The 16,980-nt window shown below is 37.6% G+C and carries 16 protein-coding genes; 4 read left to right on the top strand and 12 right to left on the bottom strand.

The features are described from left to right. The first annotated feature begins 2 nt into the window (after positions 1 to 2). Genes KPL75_RS24660 through KPL75_RS24650 form a run of 3 tightly spaced genes read left to right on the top strand, consistent with a single transcriptional unit; the run spans position 3 to position 2,600 of the window. On the top strand, positions 3 to 1,427 hold the full coding sequence (locus KPL75_RS24660) for a uroporphyrin-III C-methyltransferase (RefSeq protein WP_219918198.1): 1,425 nt from the start codon (positions 3 to 5) through the stop codon (positions 1,425 to 1,427). Beyond that, a complete protein-coding gene (locus KPL75_RS24655; protein WP_219918197.1) occupies positions 1,424 to 2,134 on the top strand; it encodes a sirohydrochlorin chelatase in 711 nt (236 codons plus the stop codon). The genes KPL75_RS24660 and KPL75_RS24655 overlap by 4 nt, the downstream gene beginning before the upstream one ends. Continuing rightward, positions 2,127 to 2,600: a precorrin-2 dehydrogenase gene (locus KPL75_RS24650; protein ID WP_219918196.1), complete on the top strand. Its 474-nt coding sequence runs from the start codon at positions 2,127 to 2,129 to the stop codon at positions 2,598 to 2,600. Before KPL75_RS24655 ends, KPL75_RS24650 begins: the two co-directional genes overlap by 8 nt. A gap of 191 nt (positions 2,601 to 2,791) precedes the next feature. Here the strand turns inward: KPL75_RS24650 and KPL75_RS24645 are convergent, their stop codons facing one another. From KPL75_RS24645 to moaA, 8 genes are all read right to left on the bottom strand, one after another. After that, complete coding sequence (locus KPL75_RS24645; RefSeq protein WP_258237054.1) at positions 2,792 to 3,214, bottom strand: STAS/SEC14 domain-containing protein; 423 nt, start codon at positions 3,212 to 3,214, stop codon at positions 2,792 to 2,794. Between the two features lie 195 nt (positions 3,215 to 3,409). After that, the gene (locus KPL75_RS24640) at positions 3,410 to 3,604 is read right to left on the bottom strand and encodes a PspC domain-containing protein (RefSeq protein WP_219918191.1); all 195 of its coding nucleotides are present in this window, start codon (positions 3,602 to 3,604) and stop codon (positions 3,410 to 3,412) included. Between the two features lie 269 nt (positions 3,605 to 3,873). Then, positions 3,874 to 5,043 carry a nitrate transporter NarK gene (gene narK / locus KPL75_RS24635; protein WP_219918189.1) on the bottom strand — a complete coding sequence of 390 codons (1,170 nt, stop codon included), beginning with the start codon at positions 5,041 to 5,043 and terminating at the stop codon, positions 3,874 to 3,876. Between the two features lie 80 nt (positions 5,044 to 5,123). Continuing rightward, the gene (gene moaD, locus KPL75_RS24630; RefSeq protein ID WP_219918187.1) at positions 5,124 to 5,357 is read right to left on the bottom strand and encodes a molybdopterin converting factor subunit 1; all 234 of its coding nucleotides are present in this window, start codon (positions 5,355 to 5,357) and stop codon (positions 5,124 to 5,126) included. Then, entirely contained in the window at positions 5,354 to 5,824 is a 471-nt protein-coding gene (locus KPL75_RS24625; RefSeq protein ID WP_219918185.1) for a molybdenum cofactor biosynthesis protein MoaE, read from the bottom strand. The genes moaD and KPL75_RS24625 overlap by 4 nt, the downstream gene beginning before the upstream one ends. A 112-nt stretch (positions 5,825 to 5,936) precedes the next feature. Next, the gene (gene glp, locus KPL75_RS24620) at positions 5,937 to 7,226 is read right to left on the bottom strand and encodes a molybdopterin molybdotransferase MoeA (protein WP_219918183.1); all 1,290 of its coding nucleotides are present in this window, start codon (positions 7,224 to 7,226) and stop codon (positions 5,937 to 5,939) included. A 43-nt stretch (positions 7,227 to 7,269) separates the two neighbouring features. Continuing rightward, positions 7,270 to 8,283, bottom strand: a complete 1,014-nt coding sequence (locus KPL75_RS24615) for a molybdopterin-synthase adenylyltransferase MoeB (protein ID WP_219918181.1) — start codon at positions 8,281 to 8,283, stop codon at positions 7,270 to 7,272. 17 nt (positions 8,284 to 8,300) lie between these two features. Next, positions 8,301 to 9,314 carry a GTP 3',8-cyclase MoaA gene (gene moaA, locus KPL75_RS24610; RefSeq protein ID WP_219918179.1) on the bottom strand — a complete coding sequence of 338 codons (1,014 nt, stop codon included), beginning with the start codon at positions 9,312 to 9,314 and terminating at the stop codon, positions 8,301 to 8,303. Between the two features lie 324 nt (positions 9,315 to 9,638). Here moaA and KPL75_RS24605 point away from each other — a divergent pair, with 324 nt between their 5' ends. Beyond that, entirely contained in the window at positions 9,639 to 10,331 is a 693-nt protein-coding gene (locus KPL75_RS24605) for a Crp/Fnr family transcriptional regulator (RefSeq protein WP_212090556.1), read from the top strand. A 120-nt stretch (positions 10,332 to 10,451) separates the two neighbouring features. On the opposite strand, the gene narI is transcribed toward KPL75_RS24605, so the two are convergent. The 4 genes from narI to KPL75_RS24585 are packed head-to-tail and all read right to left on the bottom strand — an operon-like array spanning position 10,452 to position 16,857. After that, complete coding sequence (narI, locus tag KPL75_RS24600) at positions 10,452 to 11,141, bottom strand: respiratory nitrate reductase subunit gamma (protein ID WP_219918178.1); 690 nt, start codon at positions 11,139 to 11,141, stop codon at positions 10,452 to 10,454. A gap of 17 nt (positions 11,142 to 11,158) precedes the next feature. Then, a complete protein-coding gene (gene narJ, locus KPL75_RS24595; protein ID WP_219918177.1) occupies positions 11,159 to 11,689 on the bottom strand; it encodes a nitrate reductase molybdenum cofactor assembly chaperone in 531 nt (176 codons plus the stop codon). Between the two features lie 19 nt (positions 11,690 to 11,708). After that, on the bottom strand, positions 11,709 to 13,184 hold the full coding sequence (gene narH, locus KPL75_RS24590) for a nitrate reductase subunit beta (RefSeq protein ID WP_219918176.1): 1,476 nt from the start codon (positions 13,182 to 13,184) through the stop codon (positions 11,709 to 11,711). Next, positions 13,174 to 16,857, bottom strand: a complete 3,684-nt coding sequence (locus KPL75_RS24585; RefSeq protein WP_219918175.1) for a nitrate reductase subunit alpha — start codon at positions 16,855 to 16,857, stop codon at positions 13,174 to 13,176. The genes narH and KPL75_RS24585 overlap by 11 nt, the downstream gene beginning before the upstream one ends. Between the last annotated feature and the right edge of the window lie 123 nt (positions 16,858 to 16,980).

Raw genomic sequence — 16,980 nt, 5'->3', positions numbered from 1 at the left:
TTATGAACGGATATGTATATTTAGTTGGTGCAGGACCAGGTGATGAAGGGCTTATTACAAAGAAAGCGATAGAATGCTTAAAGCGTGCAGATATTGTCTTATATGACCGCCTATTGAATCCTAGCTTTCTTAGCTATACTAAGCCAACTTGTGAACTTATTTATTGCGGGAAAATGCCAAAGAATCATACTATGCGACAAGAAATGATTAACGCCCACCTCCTTCAATTTGCGAAAGAAGGAAAAATCGTTGTTCGATTAAAGGGCGGTGATCCATCTATTTTTGGTCGTGTTGGTGAAGAAGCAGAAACTTTAGCAGCAGCGAACATTCCATATGAAATTGTACCAGGTATTACATCTAGCATCGCCGCTAGTAGTTATGCAGGTATCCCCCTCACCCATCGTAACTACAGTAATAGCGTCACTTTACTAACTGGGCATGCAAAAGGTCCTTTAACCGATCATGGAAAATATAATTCATCCCACAATAGCGACACAATCGCCTACTACATGGGTATAAAAAACTTACCTACAATTTGCGAAAACTTACTACAAGCAGGAAAAAAAGACGATACACCAGTAGCAGTCATTGAGTGGGGTACAACTGGAAAGCAGCGCGTTGTCACAGGGACACTTTCAACCATCGTTCCTATCGTCAAAAACGAAAATATTTCTAATCCTTCCATGACGATTGTTGGTGATGTCGTTACTTTGCGGAAGCAAATCGCTTGGAAAGAACGTAAACCATTGCACGGTAAAAAAGTATTATTTTCAGCTGCTACAAATAAAGAAAGTGCAATAAAACAAATGTTACAAGAATACGGTGCAGAAATATATCAAATTCCAACTTTCAAAAAGGAAGAATACACATTAACCTCTGAACAAATCAATGAGATTTTTAGCGTTGATCGTCTTGTATTTTGTTCAGCTGAAAGTGTAGAAATCTTGATGCGATCATGTAGTAAATATCATAAAGATATTCGTTCCTTACAGGTAGAACTGCAGCATATGAACGGTACCACTCAAGAAAAACTGATGCAATATGGACTATTAAGCCAACAAGCAACGTTCTCTTCCGATACAACTGTTTATTTAGGCCGAAATATTAATCGCATTGCTTTCATTCAAGAAAAAATTGGTGCTGGTTCTTATATGATGACTCATGAATATACAATTGATTACCGCTTCGATGAAATTCATTCCCGTATGCTTTCTGAATTCTCATGGGATAGCATTGTATTTGAAGGACGTGCTTCTATTGATACGTTTCTAGCAGAAATAAAACGCCTTGGCTTTATCGATATTCTTACTCTCCCATTCTCGTATACCGATGTTCCAACTTTACACTATGCAAATAAAGTCGGGTTTCATAACGTAGATCATCAATTACAAGAAACTCTTATGAAGAAGGACATGGTAAGACAATGAAAGGAATCGTATATGTTGGACATGGGAGCCGACTACAAGAAGGTAATGAGCAATTCATTCACTTTATTCAATCTGTTATGAAAGAACGTAACGAACGGATTCAAAAAATTGCTTTTCTTGAACTAACAACACCTACCATTTCAGATGCTGTTACAGAAACAATACTAGAAGGAGCAACTGAAATAATGATTGTACCTGTTTTATTATTTGCGGCAGCTCACTATAAACGTGATATCCCTTTTGAGATAGAGCAAATGCAAATGAAATATCCAAACATAACATTTTCAGTTGCGCCACCTTTTAGTACGCACCCACATATGGTGGAACTTGTAGTAAAAAGAATACGTGAAGCTATGCCAATGCAAGGTAGTAGCGTTTTACTCGTAGGACGAGGTAGTAGTGATCCACAGCCTATTTATGAGTTACAACAAATCGGAGCAGCTGTCGAACAAAAACTCGGTATGTCAGTATCGTGCTCCTTTTTAACGAAAGGAACGCCCTCTTTTACTGCTGAGCTCAAAAATATAACATCGACTGCGTCCCATGTATATGTCATGCCGTACCTTCTCTTTACCGGATTGTTGCTTCAAAAAATTAAATTGCATACAAAAAAATATGATCACGTTACGACTTGTAACTGCCTTCAGTTTGATACATATATGAAGTTAACATTGTTAGAACGAATGGAGGAATGTGTGTATGTATAACATGTACCCTCTTATGCTTAATTTAAATAAAAAAGTGGTCGTTATCATTGGTGGAGGTAAAATTGCATATCGAAAAGCGTCTGGATTAAAAGATACAGGCGCTTTTGTCACCGTTATCAGCCCAGAGATTTGCGAGGAAATGAAGGAACTTCCTTATATTACTTGGAAGCAAAAAACTTTTAGTAATGATGATATTAAAGATGCTCACCTTATTTATGCCGCTACTAATCATCATGCTGTAAATATGATGGTCAAACAGGCCTCCCATGACTTCCAATGGCTTAACGTTGTAAGTGATGGCACAGAATCATCCTTTCACACACCTGGTGTCATCCGAAATGATGAATATATTGTAACGATTTCAACTTCAGGTAAAGATCCATCGTTTACAAAACGTATGAAACAAGAATTAACTTCTTTCCTTCCTAATCTTATAAAAAGACTTTCTCGTACTCACAAATTGTAGTCTATTTCTTAGCTAAAATAGCAATTATATTTGGACAAACGTTTTTTAGAAGCGTTTGTTCTTTTTGTTTTGGTTTCGTTTTTTCAAATTGCACAGGCAATCTGCGAAGAAAATTAATGATGTGGGCAACTTGTAAACAAGTGATTTTTATGACAAATGCAATATTACGAGCAACTGGTTCAATTCAGTTTTTATATTGGATATTCATTCAACCAAATTAGCGCTTGTTCATAATCATCAAAAAATTTCACAGCTTCTTTCGTATTGGATTGTTGTAAATAATTCAGTATCTCCCCTTCTTCAAGGAGAAATGCAATTGCCTTACTATGATTCAAAATAGTTTCATTGAAGAACTTATCTTTCCATACTTTTTGAACAGAAAAATGATTCGGCGTGTACCCTTTTCTATCCACCAACAATTTGTATTTCCGATCCTCGGAAATAAATTGCTGACAAACCTGCTCAAAGCCATTAAACCATTCATACACATCATCTGTTTTAATCTGGCCAATTAGATGGGTAACAATTATATCTCCTGAAACTGTTGTGCTGATATTCGGTTTACTCAACTTAGAATCATCTCCCTTAGTTACAATTATGCATAGCAATCTCATAAAATCAATAAGGATAAAATTCTTACTTGACACTCCCACTCCTAACGGTGCAAAATGACTAACGTCAGTCGGATTCTTACTACCACATTCGAAGTCCCTTTCTGGTACGCTAGACGGGTAAGAGGCGGAGTGCCTTTATCTACTCGTCCCCTTAAAGTTCTCGATTGTGGAATTAGATTTAAGTTCATACATTTATCACTTAATTTCTTTATCCGTAGGCAAAACAATTGCAGCTATTATATAAATTAACACTGTTAATCCGCTAGTAAAAAAGGCTGATAATGCAGTTACTATTCGAAGGATACTAACATCAATTCCATACTTATCGCTTAAGCCACCTAATACACCTGATACTTGTTTATCTTGAGTAGACTTATATAATTTTTTCATCTAAACACCCCGATCCAATTAAATATTTGTATGCTAAAAATTAGTTTAATCTTTGGAAGAGATTTAAAATTCCTTTTACTAACCTATCCTTTAATTGAATAACATCTGATATCTATATATTAACATAAAATCCCATAAACCTTCTGTTTTTCATTTTAAAACCATATTATTTTAGAAAACAAGCTTTTGTTAAGATAGCAATAAAACATGTTGAAGCCTATTACTAAAAGAACCATCCCATAATACTTTGGGACGGTTCTTTTTCCTTATTAATTATTCTTTAACATCACTAACATCTTCTCTTGACTATACATCCATACTGTAATGATTAAACAAGCAAGAGCGACTTCTGATAACGCCATAAATCCAATTGCATAATGACCTGTCAGTTGGAATAGTAATGTTAAAATTAATGGCGGGAAGAACCCTCCTAGTCCACCCAAAGCTGACACAACCCCATTTACAATCCCTGCTTGCTCAGAGAAGTACATTGGAACAAGCTTAAAGATTGTTCCATTTCCAATACCTGCACAGAATGCGACTAGTAAGCAACCAAATGTATACACGTTCATACTAGGCATAAATGATAAAACAATACCAGATAGTGTTAAGCCGATAAATACGAAGATTAATATTTTAAATGGATTAAACTTATCCCCGAGCCAGCCACCAATTGGGCGCATCATTGTTGCTAATACGATGAATCCAGCTGTCCGCATGCCTGCATCTACTTTCTCTAATCCGAAGTGAGATACTAAAAAGTTTGGTAAATATACTGTAAATGCAACAAATGATCCAAATGTTAAAAAGTAAAAGATACATAGAAACCATAGTTTTTCATTTTTATATACACCTTTTATTTGTTCCATTAATGGTGTATTCACCTTTTTTTCCTTACGATCGCCTAATAAAAAGTTCATAAGTGCAAATGCTGCAAGTAAAACTAAATAACACTGTACTGTCGTTCTCCAGCCAAATGAAGTTGCAATGACAGGTGCTAAAAATGAAGTAATTGCTGTTCCGGCGTTACCTACACCATAAATACCATTTACAAAACCGTGACTCTCTTTCGGGAAGTATTTCGGTAAAGAAGTTACCCCTACAGAGAATACAGCCCCACCAATCCCTACAAATAAGCCACCAATAATTAGATCCATCATAGAATTGGCAACACTAATGTAAAAGACAGGGAATAATAAAAGTATAAAACTAATAAAGAACAATTTTCTTGCTCCGTAACGATTCGTCCAATAACCAATTGGAATGCGAAGAATAGAACCTAAAATAACCGGTACTGCTGTAACCATAGAAATTTGTCCCGCAGTTAATGGAATATCCGCTTTAATATATGGCATTAATGATGATAAGATAACCCATACCATAAAACCGATAACTAGATTAGAAGTTTGTAAACTTAATTGAAAATTAGGACTCTTCATCCTGTTCCCTCCTATGTATGCATAGTTATATTAATTCCCTCCAGTCTAATCACGTACTAACATGATGAGACTGAAAAGAATCAACCACCACTTACTGGCGGAATCATTGCTACTACATCGCCAGTTTCAATAATGTCATCCTCATTTGCATACTTTTCATTTACGGCAACCATTATCTCATTTGAAATCGCTACGCTGTATTTCTTAATGAGAACTTTTTTTAGTTCAGCAACCGTAACATTTTCACAATCTATGTACAAGGCTGGTTTGCTTACTTCTTCTTGCAAATGTGCAAATAATAATACTTCAATCATATTCTCATCTCCTTTCTAGGCTCACCATTTGCATATGCTATTTTCTCTAACTGATCACCTATCCATGACTCACCATCTTCCCAAAACTCTTTCTTCCAAATCGGGACAACTTGTTTTATGCGTTCCATAATATACTCATTCGCTTCATAAGCTGCTTTCCGATGTGGTGTAGCAACAGCGACAACAACAGCAAGATCAGAAATTTGCAATGTACCAATACGATGTGTAATTGCCACATATGTCCCAGGCCACTTCTCTTCTACTTCGGTCCCAATCTTCTCAAGTTGTTTTTCCGCCATCGTCTTATAAGCTACATACTCTAAATATAGTGTACGACGTCCTTTCGTAAATTCTCTGACAGTACCAATAAAAGTAGTAACAGCACCACACTCACGACGAATTACTTTCCTTGTAACTTCTTCAATTGAAATAGGTGTATCAATTACTTCATAATACGCATGTGTCATCTTGCACCTCTAATCTTTGTATAAAGTGAAACTTTAATCAGTGGGAGTTTTACTGCCCACAAATAGCGGGATAAATCATAATCCGCGGAGAAGCCACCATTCTATTTTTCTATTACTTGTATGATCGAAGTGGTTCTTCCCATGGCCACTCGCTTCCTAATCTCGATTCTAATAACAGCACCGAAACAGTTATTCCTACTTCAAATCCTCTCGTTCCTCCCGGCAGGACGATAAATGCATTCGCCTCTGCAAGTGAAGAAATGGCACTAGATTTATCTAAACCAACTGGTGTAACTTTCAATTGGCCATCTACAATTTCCACTCTCCCTCTTACAAAACGAGTAAATGGGTTTGCTTTCGGAAAATCTTTCTCTAAAATCGCTTCCGCACGATATATATGCGGATCTTTTCTATGCAAATATGTTCGAATAACCGGTCTAACATATAATTCACAACCGACATAACAAGCAGAAGGATTACCAGATAGACCGAATAATAGTTTTCCTTCTAGCTCAGCTACAGTAGTCACGCTTCCTGGTCGCATTGCTATTTTATTGAAAAGTACATTAGCTTGTAATTTCTCATAAATAGCAGGTAAATAGTCATAGTCTCCTACTGAAACGCCACCAGTTGTAATTAAAATATCGACTTCCTTTATCACTTTCTTCACAGTGTTATAACACGTCTCAAAATCGTCAGCGAATTGTCCGTAATACTGTACCACTCCGCCTGCTCGTTCAATTTGAGCAGCTATCATATAGGAGTTACTATTTCGAATCTTCCCTTCTTTCAGTTGTTCATGTACTTCCAGCAGTTCACTTCCTGTCGTTACAATTCCAATAACCGGCTGCCTTACAACATGTACGGAACTATAACCAAACGTAGAAAGAAGCGCCGCTACTCCAGGGTTTATAGAAGTCCCTTTTTTCACAAGTATGGCATTTTGTTTTACATCTTCTCCTTTAAAAGAAAGGTTATCACCAGCAGCGAAAGAGCGTTTTAATGTCATATACGTCTTTTCGTTTTCTTCAAATCCTTCCGTTAGCTCTAACATAACAACAGCATTACACCCCTCTGGAATTGCGGCTCCTGTCATAATACGGACAGCTTGAAATGTTTTCACTTCTTCTGTAAAAACAAAACCTGCTCCAATTTCACCAATCACTTCAAACTGAATAGGGTTACTGCTACTTGCTTCTTTTGTATCTTCCGCTCGAATCGCAAACCCGTCGTACGGAGAGCGATCGAAATGCGGGACATCATGATCTGCAATAACATCTTCTCCAAGCGTTCTACCGTAACTGTCTATAAGAGAAACCTTTTCTATTTCACCTTGATGAGCATACTCCATTACGCGTGCAACTGCTTCTGCTACTGGAATTGGTTTACGTTTTTCTAGCATTCTTTTTTCACCTCGTTTTGATAAGGATAAACTCCCTTTCTGTTCATCCTATATATTTTGCGTATAATCGTTTTGCCATTTTCACATCATTTGTCCCATGGATAAATGCCCTACCGTCTGTAAATAAAACAAAACGATATTCATCTACTAGAAACGATAGTAAATATGGAGTTTTTTTGAAACTCACGCTTTTTTGTAAGCGCTTTTGAACTTCTTCTAAATTAAGAACTCGCTTTATCCCTGGACGGATTTGAACTGTATTCCGCCCGCATAGCACTTCAGTTTTCATCTGTGATCCAAATGTTAAACTTGGGTAAGTGCGTACATTCCCGCAAGATGGACATGTACTTTTTTTCTGCCTATTTACTTTTAATGAGAGATATTGATTGTTCCAAATATCAAATGATAACATCGTTCCCCTTAGCGCCTGAAAATCATTCACCAATATTTTCATCGCTTCTGTCACTTGGTGAGCAACGACCATTTGTACAGCTGGCTGAATGATTCCTGCTGTATCGCATGTTGCACCGCCCATAGGATGATCCATTAGGCAGCGAAAGCATGGTGTTTCCCCCGGAAGAATTGTATACGTTACACCGTAACTTCCAATGCATCCACCGTATATCCAAGGTATATTTTCTTTTTGTGAAATGTCATTTATAAGTAGGCGCGTATCGAAATTGTCAGTCGCATCTAATATAAGATCCACTTCTTTTGTTAACTCTTCTATTTCTTGCATTGTGACATCCGTTACAACTGGTACAATTTCCACTTCAGAATTAATCTTTCTTAAATGTTCTGCCGCTGCAATCGCTTTTGGTTTACACTGCTGTGCATCTTCTTCTGTATATAACTGTTGCCGCTGTAAATTACTCCATTCGACGTAGTCACGATCAGCAATTGTCAATTTTCCAATCCCCATCCTTATGAGCGCTTCTGCATTCGCGGCTCCTAGTGCACCCGCACCGATTAGGAGCACATGTTTTTTTCTTATTTTTCTTTGTCCCATTTCACCAATTCCAGAAAACAATACTTGCCTTGAATATCGCTCTTGCATAGGGAATCCTCCTTTCGCTATCCACCAATATAAGACATTTCAACTTTTGGACGTTTATTTGTACTTTCCGCCGTTCTTTCATCTGAATACCGATCTGTTCTGCACTCCCATGTATGTTGGAGAATTTTTAATAATGAGGCATCAGAAATATTTTTTCGAAGAAGCGTTCGCAAATCCGTTCCTTTCGCTCCAAATAAGCACGTAAAAAACTTACCGTCTGCCGAAATACGAGCTCTCGTACAAGAAGAACAAAATGACTCAGAGACTGAAGTAATAAATCCAACTTCTGCATCACTCCCTACATATCGATACAATTTCGCAACTTCTCCAAAGTAACGAGGCTTTACGGGCTCAATCGGATATACACGATTAATTTTCTCTATTAATTGTTCCTTCGTAATCACTTGTTCAAAGTTCCATCCGTTCGTACTGCCCACATCCATAAACTCGATAAAACGAAGCTGAATTTCTTGTTCTTTAAAATAACGAGCCATATGAAGAATTTGACTATCATTCATCCCTTTTTTTACGACCATATTTACTTTTACTTCTAATCCAGCTGCCTTTGCTGCTTCAATTCCTTTCAATACAGGTTTTGTACTTACATTTCGTCCATTAATTTTTCGGAAGACATGATCTTCTATCGCATCTAAACTAATGTTTACACGTTTTAATCCCGCTTCTTTTAATGCCCTTGCCTGTTTTGCTAAATGAATACCGTTTGTTGTGAGTCCAATATCATTTAAGCCCTCTAGCTTTGCAAGCCTTGCAATTAACTTCGGTAAATCTTTACGCAATAAAGGTTCACCGCCAGTAAGTCTAATTTTATTGATTCCCATACTTATAAATAATCTCGCTAACCTTTCTATTTCATCGAACGTTAATAAAAACTCTTCCTGTAAAAAAGCGTAATCAGGTCCGAACACTTCAGCTGGCATACAATATGTGCACCTAAAATTACAACGATCAATAACTGAAATACGTAAATCTTGAAGTGGCCGCTCTAACGAATCCCTCATCTTCTCGTGCATCTATATCCCTTCTTTTCTACTGCAATCCTTAGTAGGTTTCATATTTTTTATTTGCCTTTATTATAAAAAAGAAGCTACATATTCAATGTGACTTTTCTCACATTACTTTCCCCATTCAAAAATTCTTCACAAATCCGTTCGAATTTTGTTCACATCTTTAGTCCCATCCACTTTGCGTATTGAACCTTTCAAACTAAAAACTTAAAATCGCCTCCCCTTACGGTCATTGAAATTTTAATTTATTTTTAAAATAGCTCTTGCATTTTCATCATAGTTACATTCAAAATAGAAAATGTATTGCTTATAAGAAGAAAGGTGATCGCTGTGGCAAACAGTATGACATTATCTCAAGATTTAAAGGAATTACTTGCATCTGTTGAATATAAAATGCAGATTAAAAAAGGAAGTTTTATTTTTCAAGAAGGTATGGAGGCAACAGAACTCTATATCATCCACTCCGGAAAAGTACAAATTAGTAAACTAAGTGCTGATGGGCAAGAATTAACACTTCGTATTTGTTCTGAATATGACATTATTGGTGAATTAACATTGTTCACGGACAATGCAAAGTATTTATTAAATTCAAAATGCCTTGAAGATGTTGAAGTAGGAGTTATAAAGCGTGAAACCTTAGAAAAAGCATTACTCCAAAAACCCGCTCTTGTATTTGAATTTATGAAATGGATTAGTGAACATTTAAGAAGAATGCAAACGAAGTTCCGAGACTTAGTATTACACGGTAAAAAAGGTGCCCTATATTCTACTCTCATTCGAATGACAAATAGTTACGGTGTGTTAAAAGAAAACGGGATTCTCATCGATTTACCATTAACGAATCAAGAACTTGCTAATTTCTGTGCAACTTCGCGTGAAAGTGTAAATCGAATGTTAAATGATTTGAAAAAAAAAGGTACGATTTCTATTCATAAAGGAAAGATTACAATCCATGATTTACAATTTTTAAAATGTGAAATTGCTTGTGAAGATTGCTCTGCCTCTGTTTGTAGCATTGATTAGCATCTAATATAGATGCTAATCTTTTTTCATACACACAATTATCTCCTATATAAAAAGACGAGGCCTCCCATTAGACCTCGTTTCATGTTAGCTGTCAGCTCCTATCCGTTTACAGCCGTATTATTTTTTCAATTCATTAGGAATACGTCTTCTGTAAATCACATAACTACGGCTTAAGTATTTAATTGGGGCACTAAATACATGGACAAGTCTAGTAAATGGCCATACTGCGAATAGACCCATCGCTGCAATAATATGAAATTTAAACCAAACAGGTACTTCCATCATATATTCAACTTTCGGTTGGAAAATGAAGAGACTTCGGAACCAAGGGCCAATCGTTGTACGATAATCAAATCCTTTTGAGTCGATATTTAAAAATGTTGAAGAAAGTCCTGCTAACATTACGATAAGTAATAAAATAAGCGCAATATAATCTCCCTTTGTACTCGTTGCAATGATTCGTTTTACTGTTACACGGCGGTACGTTAATATAATTAAACCGATGATAGAAGCGACACCTGCCGGTAGCCCAAAACTAATTGCTATTATGTGATACATATGCTCCGAAATACCTATTGAACGATATACAGCCTCTGGAATTAATATCCCCATAACATGACCACCAATGACGAACATGATCCCAAAGTGGAATAATAGACTTCCGACCCGGAGCATTTTCTTCTCTAATAGTTCACTAGATTTTGATGTCCATCCAAATTGATCATAGTTGTATCTGAAAATATGTCCACCGATAAAGATTGCAAAAATGATATAGGGAAACAACACCCATAGAAATTGATCCATCATTTTGACAACTCTCCTTTCTAATTTGTCTGTACACCCCATGTATCGATAGCAAAGAGAACGGCTGCAAGAATTGGTTCGTACATACAGTTTGCTTCTTTTAATTGCCCGTGCAACGCTTGTATATTTTCCGTGTATTTACTCATAATTGGTTCGCTATCTTTTTCATTTGCGTTTGCAAGAAACTCAAGTAGAAGTGGTAAATAATCAGGTAGTTCTTTATCCGTTACGTTAAAACCAGATTTTTGATAATGCTGTTTTAACTCTAATAATTCAATTCCACGCTCTCTTTGTTCACCTGTTTTCATGTAGGTAAGATACATATTTGTCTTCTTTCCAAAGTCGAATGTATAGACGTAAGAATCAATAAGTTGATTGTCTGTTTTATCTAGCGCCCGTTTTATAAATGTTGTAAGTGCTGCTTTAACGTCTTCTTGTTCAATCGCTTCAATTTCTTCTTGCAATTCAGTTAAAACCTCTCTCCACCCGAGTTCCGGGTAGGAGAGAAGAAAAGAAGAACAAGAAAAAGCAGTTTGTAAACTTTGTTTCATGATTTTCTGCCCCCTTTATTTAAGAAATTGTCGTGCAAGATCCTGGGCCACCTGCGAAGGAAAGACCACAACTTCCTTGTTCACTATATAAATCTGCAACTTGCTCGCGATGAGATGTCGGGATGACAAAGCGATCTTTATATTTCGCGATAGCAAGAAGACGATACATATCTTCTACATCTTGTTTCGTTAAACCAATTTCTTTTAATACAGCTTCATTTGGTTCTTTATTAATTTGCAATGCTCTCATATGCGTTCGCATGACAGCCATTTTTTTCAATGTAAGACGAATGTGAGATTCATCTCCTGCAGTGAGTAAATTCGCTAAATATTGAATTGGGATACGCATATTATCGATAGCAGGGAAAACCTCTTCTGCTTTCCAGTTACTTCCTTTCCCTTCCACCATATTCATAATCGGGCTAAGCGGCGGGATATACCAAACCATTGGCATTGTACGGTACTCTGGATGAAGAGGCAGAGCAATTTTCCAATCAATAATCATTTTATAAATAGGTGACTCTTGAGCCGCTTTCATCCATTCATCAGGAATCCCTTGTTTTTTTGCTTCCGCTATTACTTCTGGATCATTTGGGTCTAGGAAAACAGTTAGCTGAGATTCATATAAATCTTTTTCATCTTCAACAGAAGCTGCTTCTTTCACTTTGTCAGCATCATATAGCATTACCCCAATATATCGAATACGTCCTACACATGTTTCCGAACAAATCGTTGGCATACCTGCTTCAATACGAGGGAAACACATGGTACATTTTTCTGCTTTATTTGTTTGCCAGTTAAAATACACTTTTTTATACGGACAAGAAGATACACAAAATCTCCATGCACGACATGCATTTTGATCTACAAGAACAATCCCATCTTCTTCACGTTTATACATCGCACCAGATGGACAAGATGATACGCAAGATGGATTCATACAGTGTTCGCATATGCGCGGTAAATACATCATAAAGACATTTTCAAAATCCGTTTTAATTTCTTCTTCCATTTTCTTTACGTTCGGGTCTTGTAACCCTGTTATATGTCCACCTGCTAAATCATCTTCCCAGTTTGGACCCCATTCAATTTTGTCGATAAATTCGCCTGTAATCGCTGATTTCGGACGAGCAACTGGTTGATGCTTACGCTGCGGGTTATTTGTTAATGTTTCATAATCATAGTTCCAAGGTTCAAAGTAATCATCGATTGTTGGTTGATCTGGATTGTGGAAAATATTCATAAGACGCTTCATTTTCGAACCGGATTTCAGCTGAATTTCACCATTTTTCAATTCCCAGCCGCCTTTGTATTTCTCCTGATCTTCCCATTGTTTTGGATAACCAATTCCAGGTTTCGTTTCTACGTTATTGAAATACATATATTCAGCACCTGGACGATTTGTCCAGGTGTTTTTGCATGTTACGCTACAAGTATGGCAGCCGATGCATTTATCTAGATTCATTACCATTCCGACTTGTGCTTTAATCTTCAAGCCAATCTACCTCCTTCAGTTTACGGATTACGACATTTAAGTCACGCTGGTTCCCAGTCGGACCATAGTAGTTAAATCCATAGCTTAATTGGCCATATCCACCAATCATATGTGTTGGTTTAACATGAATACGGGTTGGACTATTATGCGTTCCCCCGCGGGTGCTTGTTAATTTCGTACCAGGTACGTTAATGTGTCGATCTTGCGCATGATGCATAAACGCCATTCCTCTCGGTATACGGTGCGTTACAACAGCACGTGCTACGACAACACCGTTACGGTTAAAGCACTCGATCCAATCATTATCAGCAACACCAGCTTCATTCGCATCATCTTTATTCATCCAAACAGTTGGACCACCTCTAAACAGCGTTAACATCGGCAATGAATCGAAATACATACTATGAATCGACCACTTATTATGCGGTGTTAGATAGTTTAGTGTAATTTCTTTTCCTTCTACTTCAGGTCTAGATTTACGGAAAGGTTTATGTTGCAGAATTGGTTTAAATGTTGCCATCGTTTCACCGAATTCTTTCATCATGTCATGATCTAAGTAGAAAGATTGTCGACCCGTTATCGTTCTCCAAGGAATAAGACGTTCCACATTTGTTGTAAATGGAGAGTAACGGCGTCCACCTTTTTCAGAACCCGTAAAGGCTGGAGAAGTAATTACTGTTTTCGGCTGTGCTGTAATTTGTTCGAATGTGAAGCATTCTTCTTCACGTTCTTCTGCTAAATCGCGCAGTTTTAAATCCGTTTGTTTTTCAAGTGCTTCCCATGCTTTTACAGCCATATGACCGTTTGTTGTCGAAGAAAGTGTTAATACCGCCTCAGCAGCATTAATTGCTTCTTTTATATCAGGGCACCCTTTCGCAATAGTATCCGTTCGAACGACTCCTAATCGACTCTTTAATTGCTCATATTCTTTTTCTGCCGACCAAGAAATCCCTTTCGTACCAATCGGTTGTTTTCCGGTATTTGGTCCAAGTGCTGTCATTTTGTCATAAATCGTTTTATAATCCCTTTCGACAACATGAATTTGCGGCATCGTTTTACCTGGAATTGGTTCACACTCACCTTTGCTCCAGTCTTTAACTTTACCTAGTGGTTGCGCTAATTCTTGCGGTGTATCGTGAAGAAGTGGTGTTGCAACGACTTCTTTCATTGGTTCAAGATCGATTTTCTTCGCTAAATCTGACACAGCTTTAGAAAGAGCGGTGAAAATATCCCAGTCAGAGCGTGCTTCCCACGGTGAACCGATTGCTGGATTAAATGGATGTACAAATGGATGCATATCCGTACTGCTTAAATCATGCTTTTCATACCAAGTTGAAGCAGGTAAGACGATGTCAGAATAGAGCGCTGTTCCAGCCATACGGAAATCTAAATTAATGAGTAGATCAAGCTTCCCTTCTGGCGCTTCTTCATGCCACTTAATTTCTTCTGGTCGTATTGAATCACTGTCGTCATTCATTAATCCATTTGTTGTACCTAATAAATGTTTTAAGAAATATTCGTGGCCTTTACCAGAACTTGAAATTAAGTTGGCACGCCATACGAATAAGTTGCGCGGGAAGTTGTTTTTATTATCTGGATCTTCAATCGCAAATTTTAGTTCTTTTTCTTTTAGTTTTTGTGCAACGTATTTTCCGATTTCTTCTTGCGTTGTTGCACCAGCAGCAACAGCTTCTTTATATAATTCAATCCCATTTTTCTCGAATGTTGGATAGGAAGGTAACCAGCCAAGTCTTGCTGCTAATACGTTGTAATCACCGTGATGTTGATAACGAGAGTTGCCTTCAACTGGTGATGCTAAATGTCCAACAGGTGTATCTTCATAGCGCCATTGATCTGTTACGAAATAGAAGAAAGATGTACCGTTTTGTAATTTCGGTGGCCCTTGCCAATCTTTTGCCATCGCGATTGTTTGCCATCCTTCAGCTGGTCGTAATTTTTCTTGACCAACATAATGCGCCCAACCGCCGCCGTTTACACCTTGTGCTCCGACGAGAAGAACAAGATTTAAAACTGCGCGATAAATCGTATCAGAGTTGAACCAATGGTTAATACCAGCTCCCATAATAATCATCGAGCGACCATTCGTATCAACAGCATTTTGTGCGAACTCACGAGCGATTTGAATAATAAGCTCTCGTTTCACTCCTGTCATTTTCTCTTGCCATGCAGGCGTAAACGGTACATCATCATTGAAGTCTTTCGGCTCTTGTCCACCAAGCCCTCGGTTCACGCCGTAATTTGCTAATGTTAAGTCATATACAGTTGTAACGAACACTTCGCCTTCATCTGTCGTAACCTTTTTCACTGGAATTGTGCGTTCTAATATTGTATTTCCATCATCAGAGAAGTACGGAATTTGCACCGTTTCAACACTATCTTCCATTCCAAGTAAAGAAAGACGTGGATCAATCTTTTCACCTGTTTCTTCATCTTCTAAACGTAAGTTCCATTTCTTTTCGTTATCCCAACGTGATCCCATTGTGCCGTGCGGTGTTGCAAAATCATTCGTATTTTCGTTCCAAAGTACAGGTTTCCATTCCCCTAACTTCGTTTCGCGTCCAATATCAGAAGCATTTAAGAAACGATTAGCAACGAATTGTTCTCCTTTTTGCTTCAATGTGACGAAGAAAGGAAAATCAGTATATTGCTTCGCATACTTTGTGAAATATTCCACTTGATTATCTACATAAAATTCTTGTAAGATTACGTGCCCCATTGCCATCGCAAGTGCACCATCTGTACCTTGTTTCACACTAATCCAATCATCCGCAAACTTTGTAGATTCAGCGAAGTCAGGACTTACAGAAACGACTTTCGTTCCTTTATATCGAACCTCTGCTAGAAAGTGAGCATCTGGTGTTCTCGTCATCGGTACATTTGAACCCCATGTCATAATGTAACCAGAGTTATACCAGTCACTACTTTCTGGTACATCCGTTTGATCACCCCAAATTTGCGGAGAAGCTGGTGGTAAATCTGCGTACCAATCATAGAAACTAAGCATTGGTCCACCCATAAGTTGCATAAAACGGCTACCAGCTGCATGACTTAACATCGACATTGCTGGAATTGGTGAAAAACCAACATTTCGGTCTGGACCATATTTAATTACTGTGTAAAGCAATGAAGCAGAAACGAGTTGTAATACTTCATCCCAATTCGCACGAATGAATCCCCCTTTACCACGCGCCTGCTTATACGTACGTGCTTTTTCAGGGTTTTCCACAATGCTTTTCCAAGCATCTAGTGGTGACTCGTTATTTTGTAGTTCCTCTTGCCACATACTCCAAAGAACACCACGTACGTATGGATATTTCACACGAAGTGGACTATAAATGTACCAAGAAAAACTCGCTCCACGCGGACATCCTCTTGGTTCAAAATCAGGCATATCAGGACCTGTAGTCGGATAGTTAAGCTCTTGCCCTTCCCAAGTTACAATTCCATCTTTCACGTATATATTCCAGCTACATGAACCAGTACAGTTCACACCATGTGTGGAACGAATTACTTTATCATGCTGCCAACGCTTTCTGTACACATTCTCCCATTCGCGATCTTCATATGTTTCTTGTGTATGATTATCGTTATAACGATCTATTGGTGAAAAATATTTTAAACGTCTCATTAGTGCTGAAGGTTTCTTCTTCATACTGTTCACTCCTTTAATACGTCTCTCTTACATACCCTTACTATAAGAGAGGTTGTAAAATACAGATGTGACATTTCGCACAGTTCAAGAGATTGTCATAAATTCATTTGGAAATAAGTTTAA

It is taken from the genome of Bacillus sp. NP247, assembly GCF_018966865.1.
GTDB lineage: Bacteria > Bacillota > Bacilli > Bacillales > Bacillaceae_G > Bacillus_A.
The sequence above is the reverse complement of the archived record's forward strand: the minus strand, read 5'-3'. Positions and strand labels throughout refer to the sequence as shown.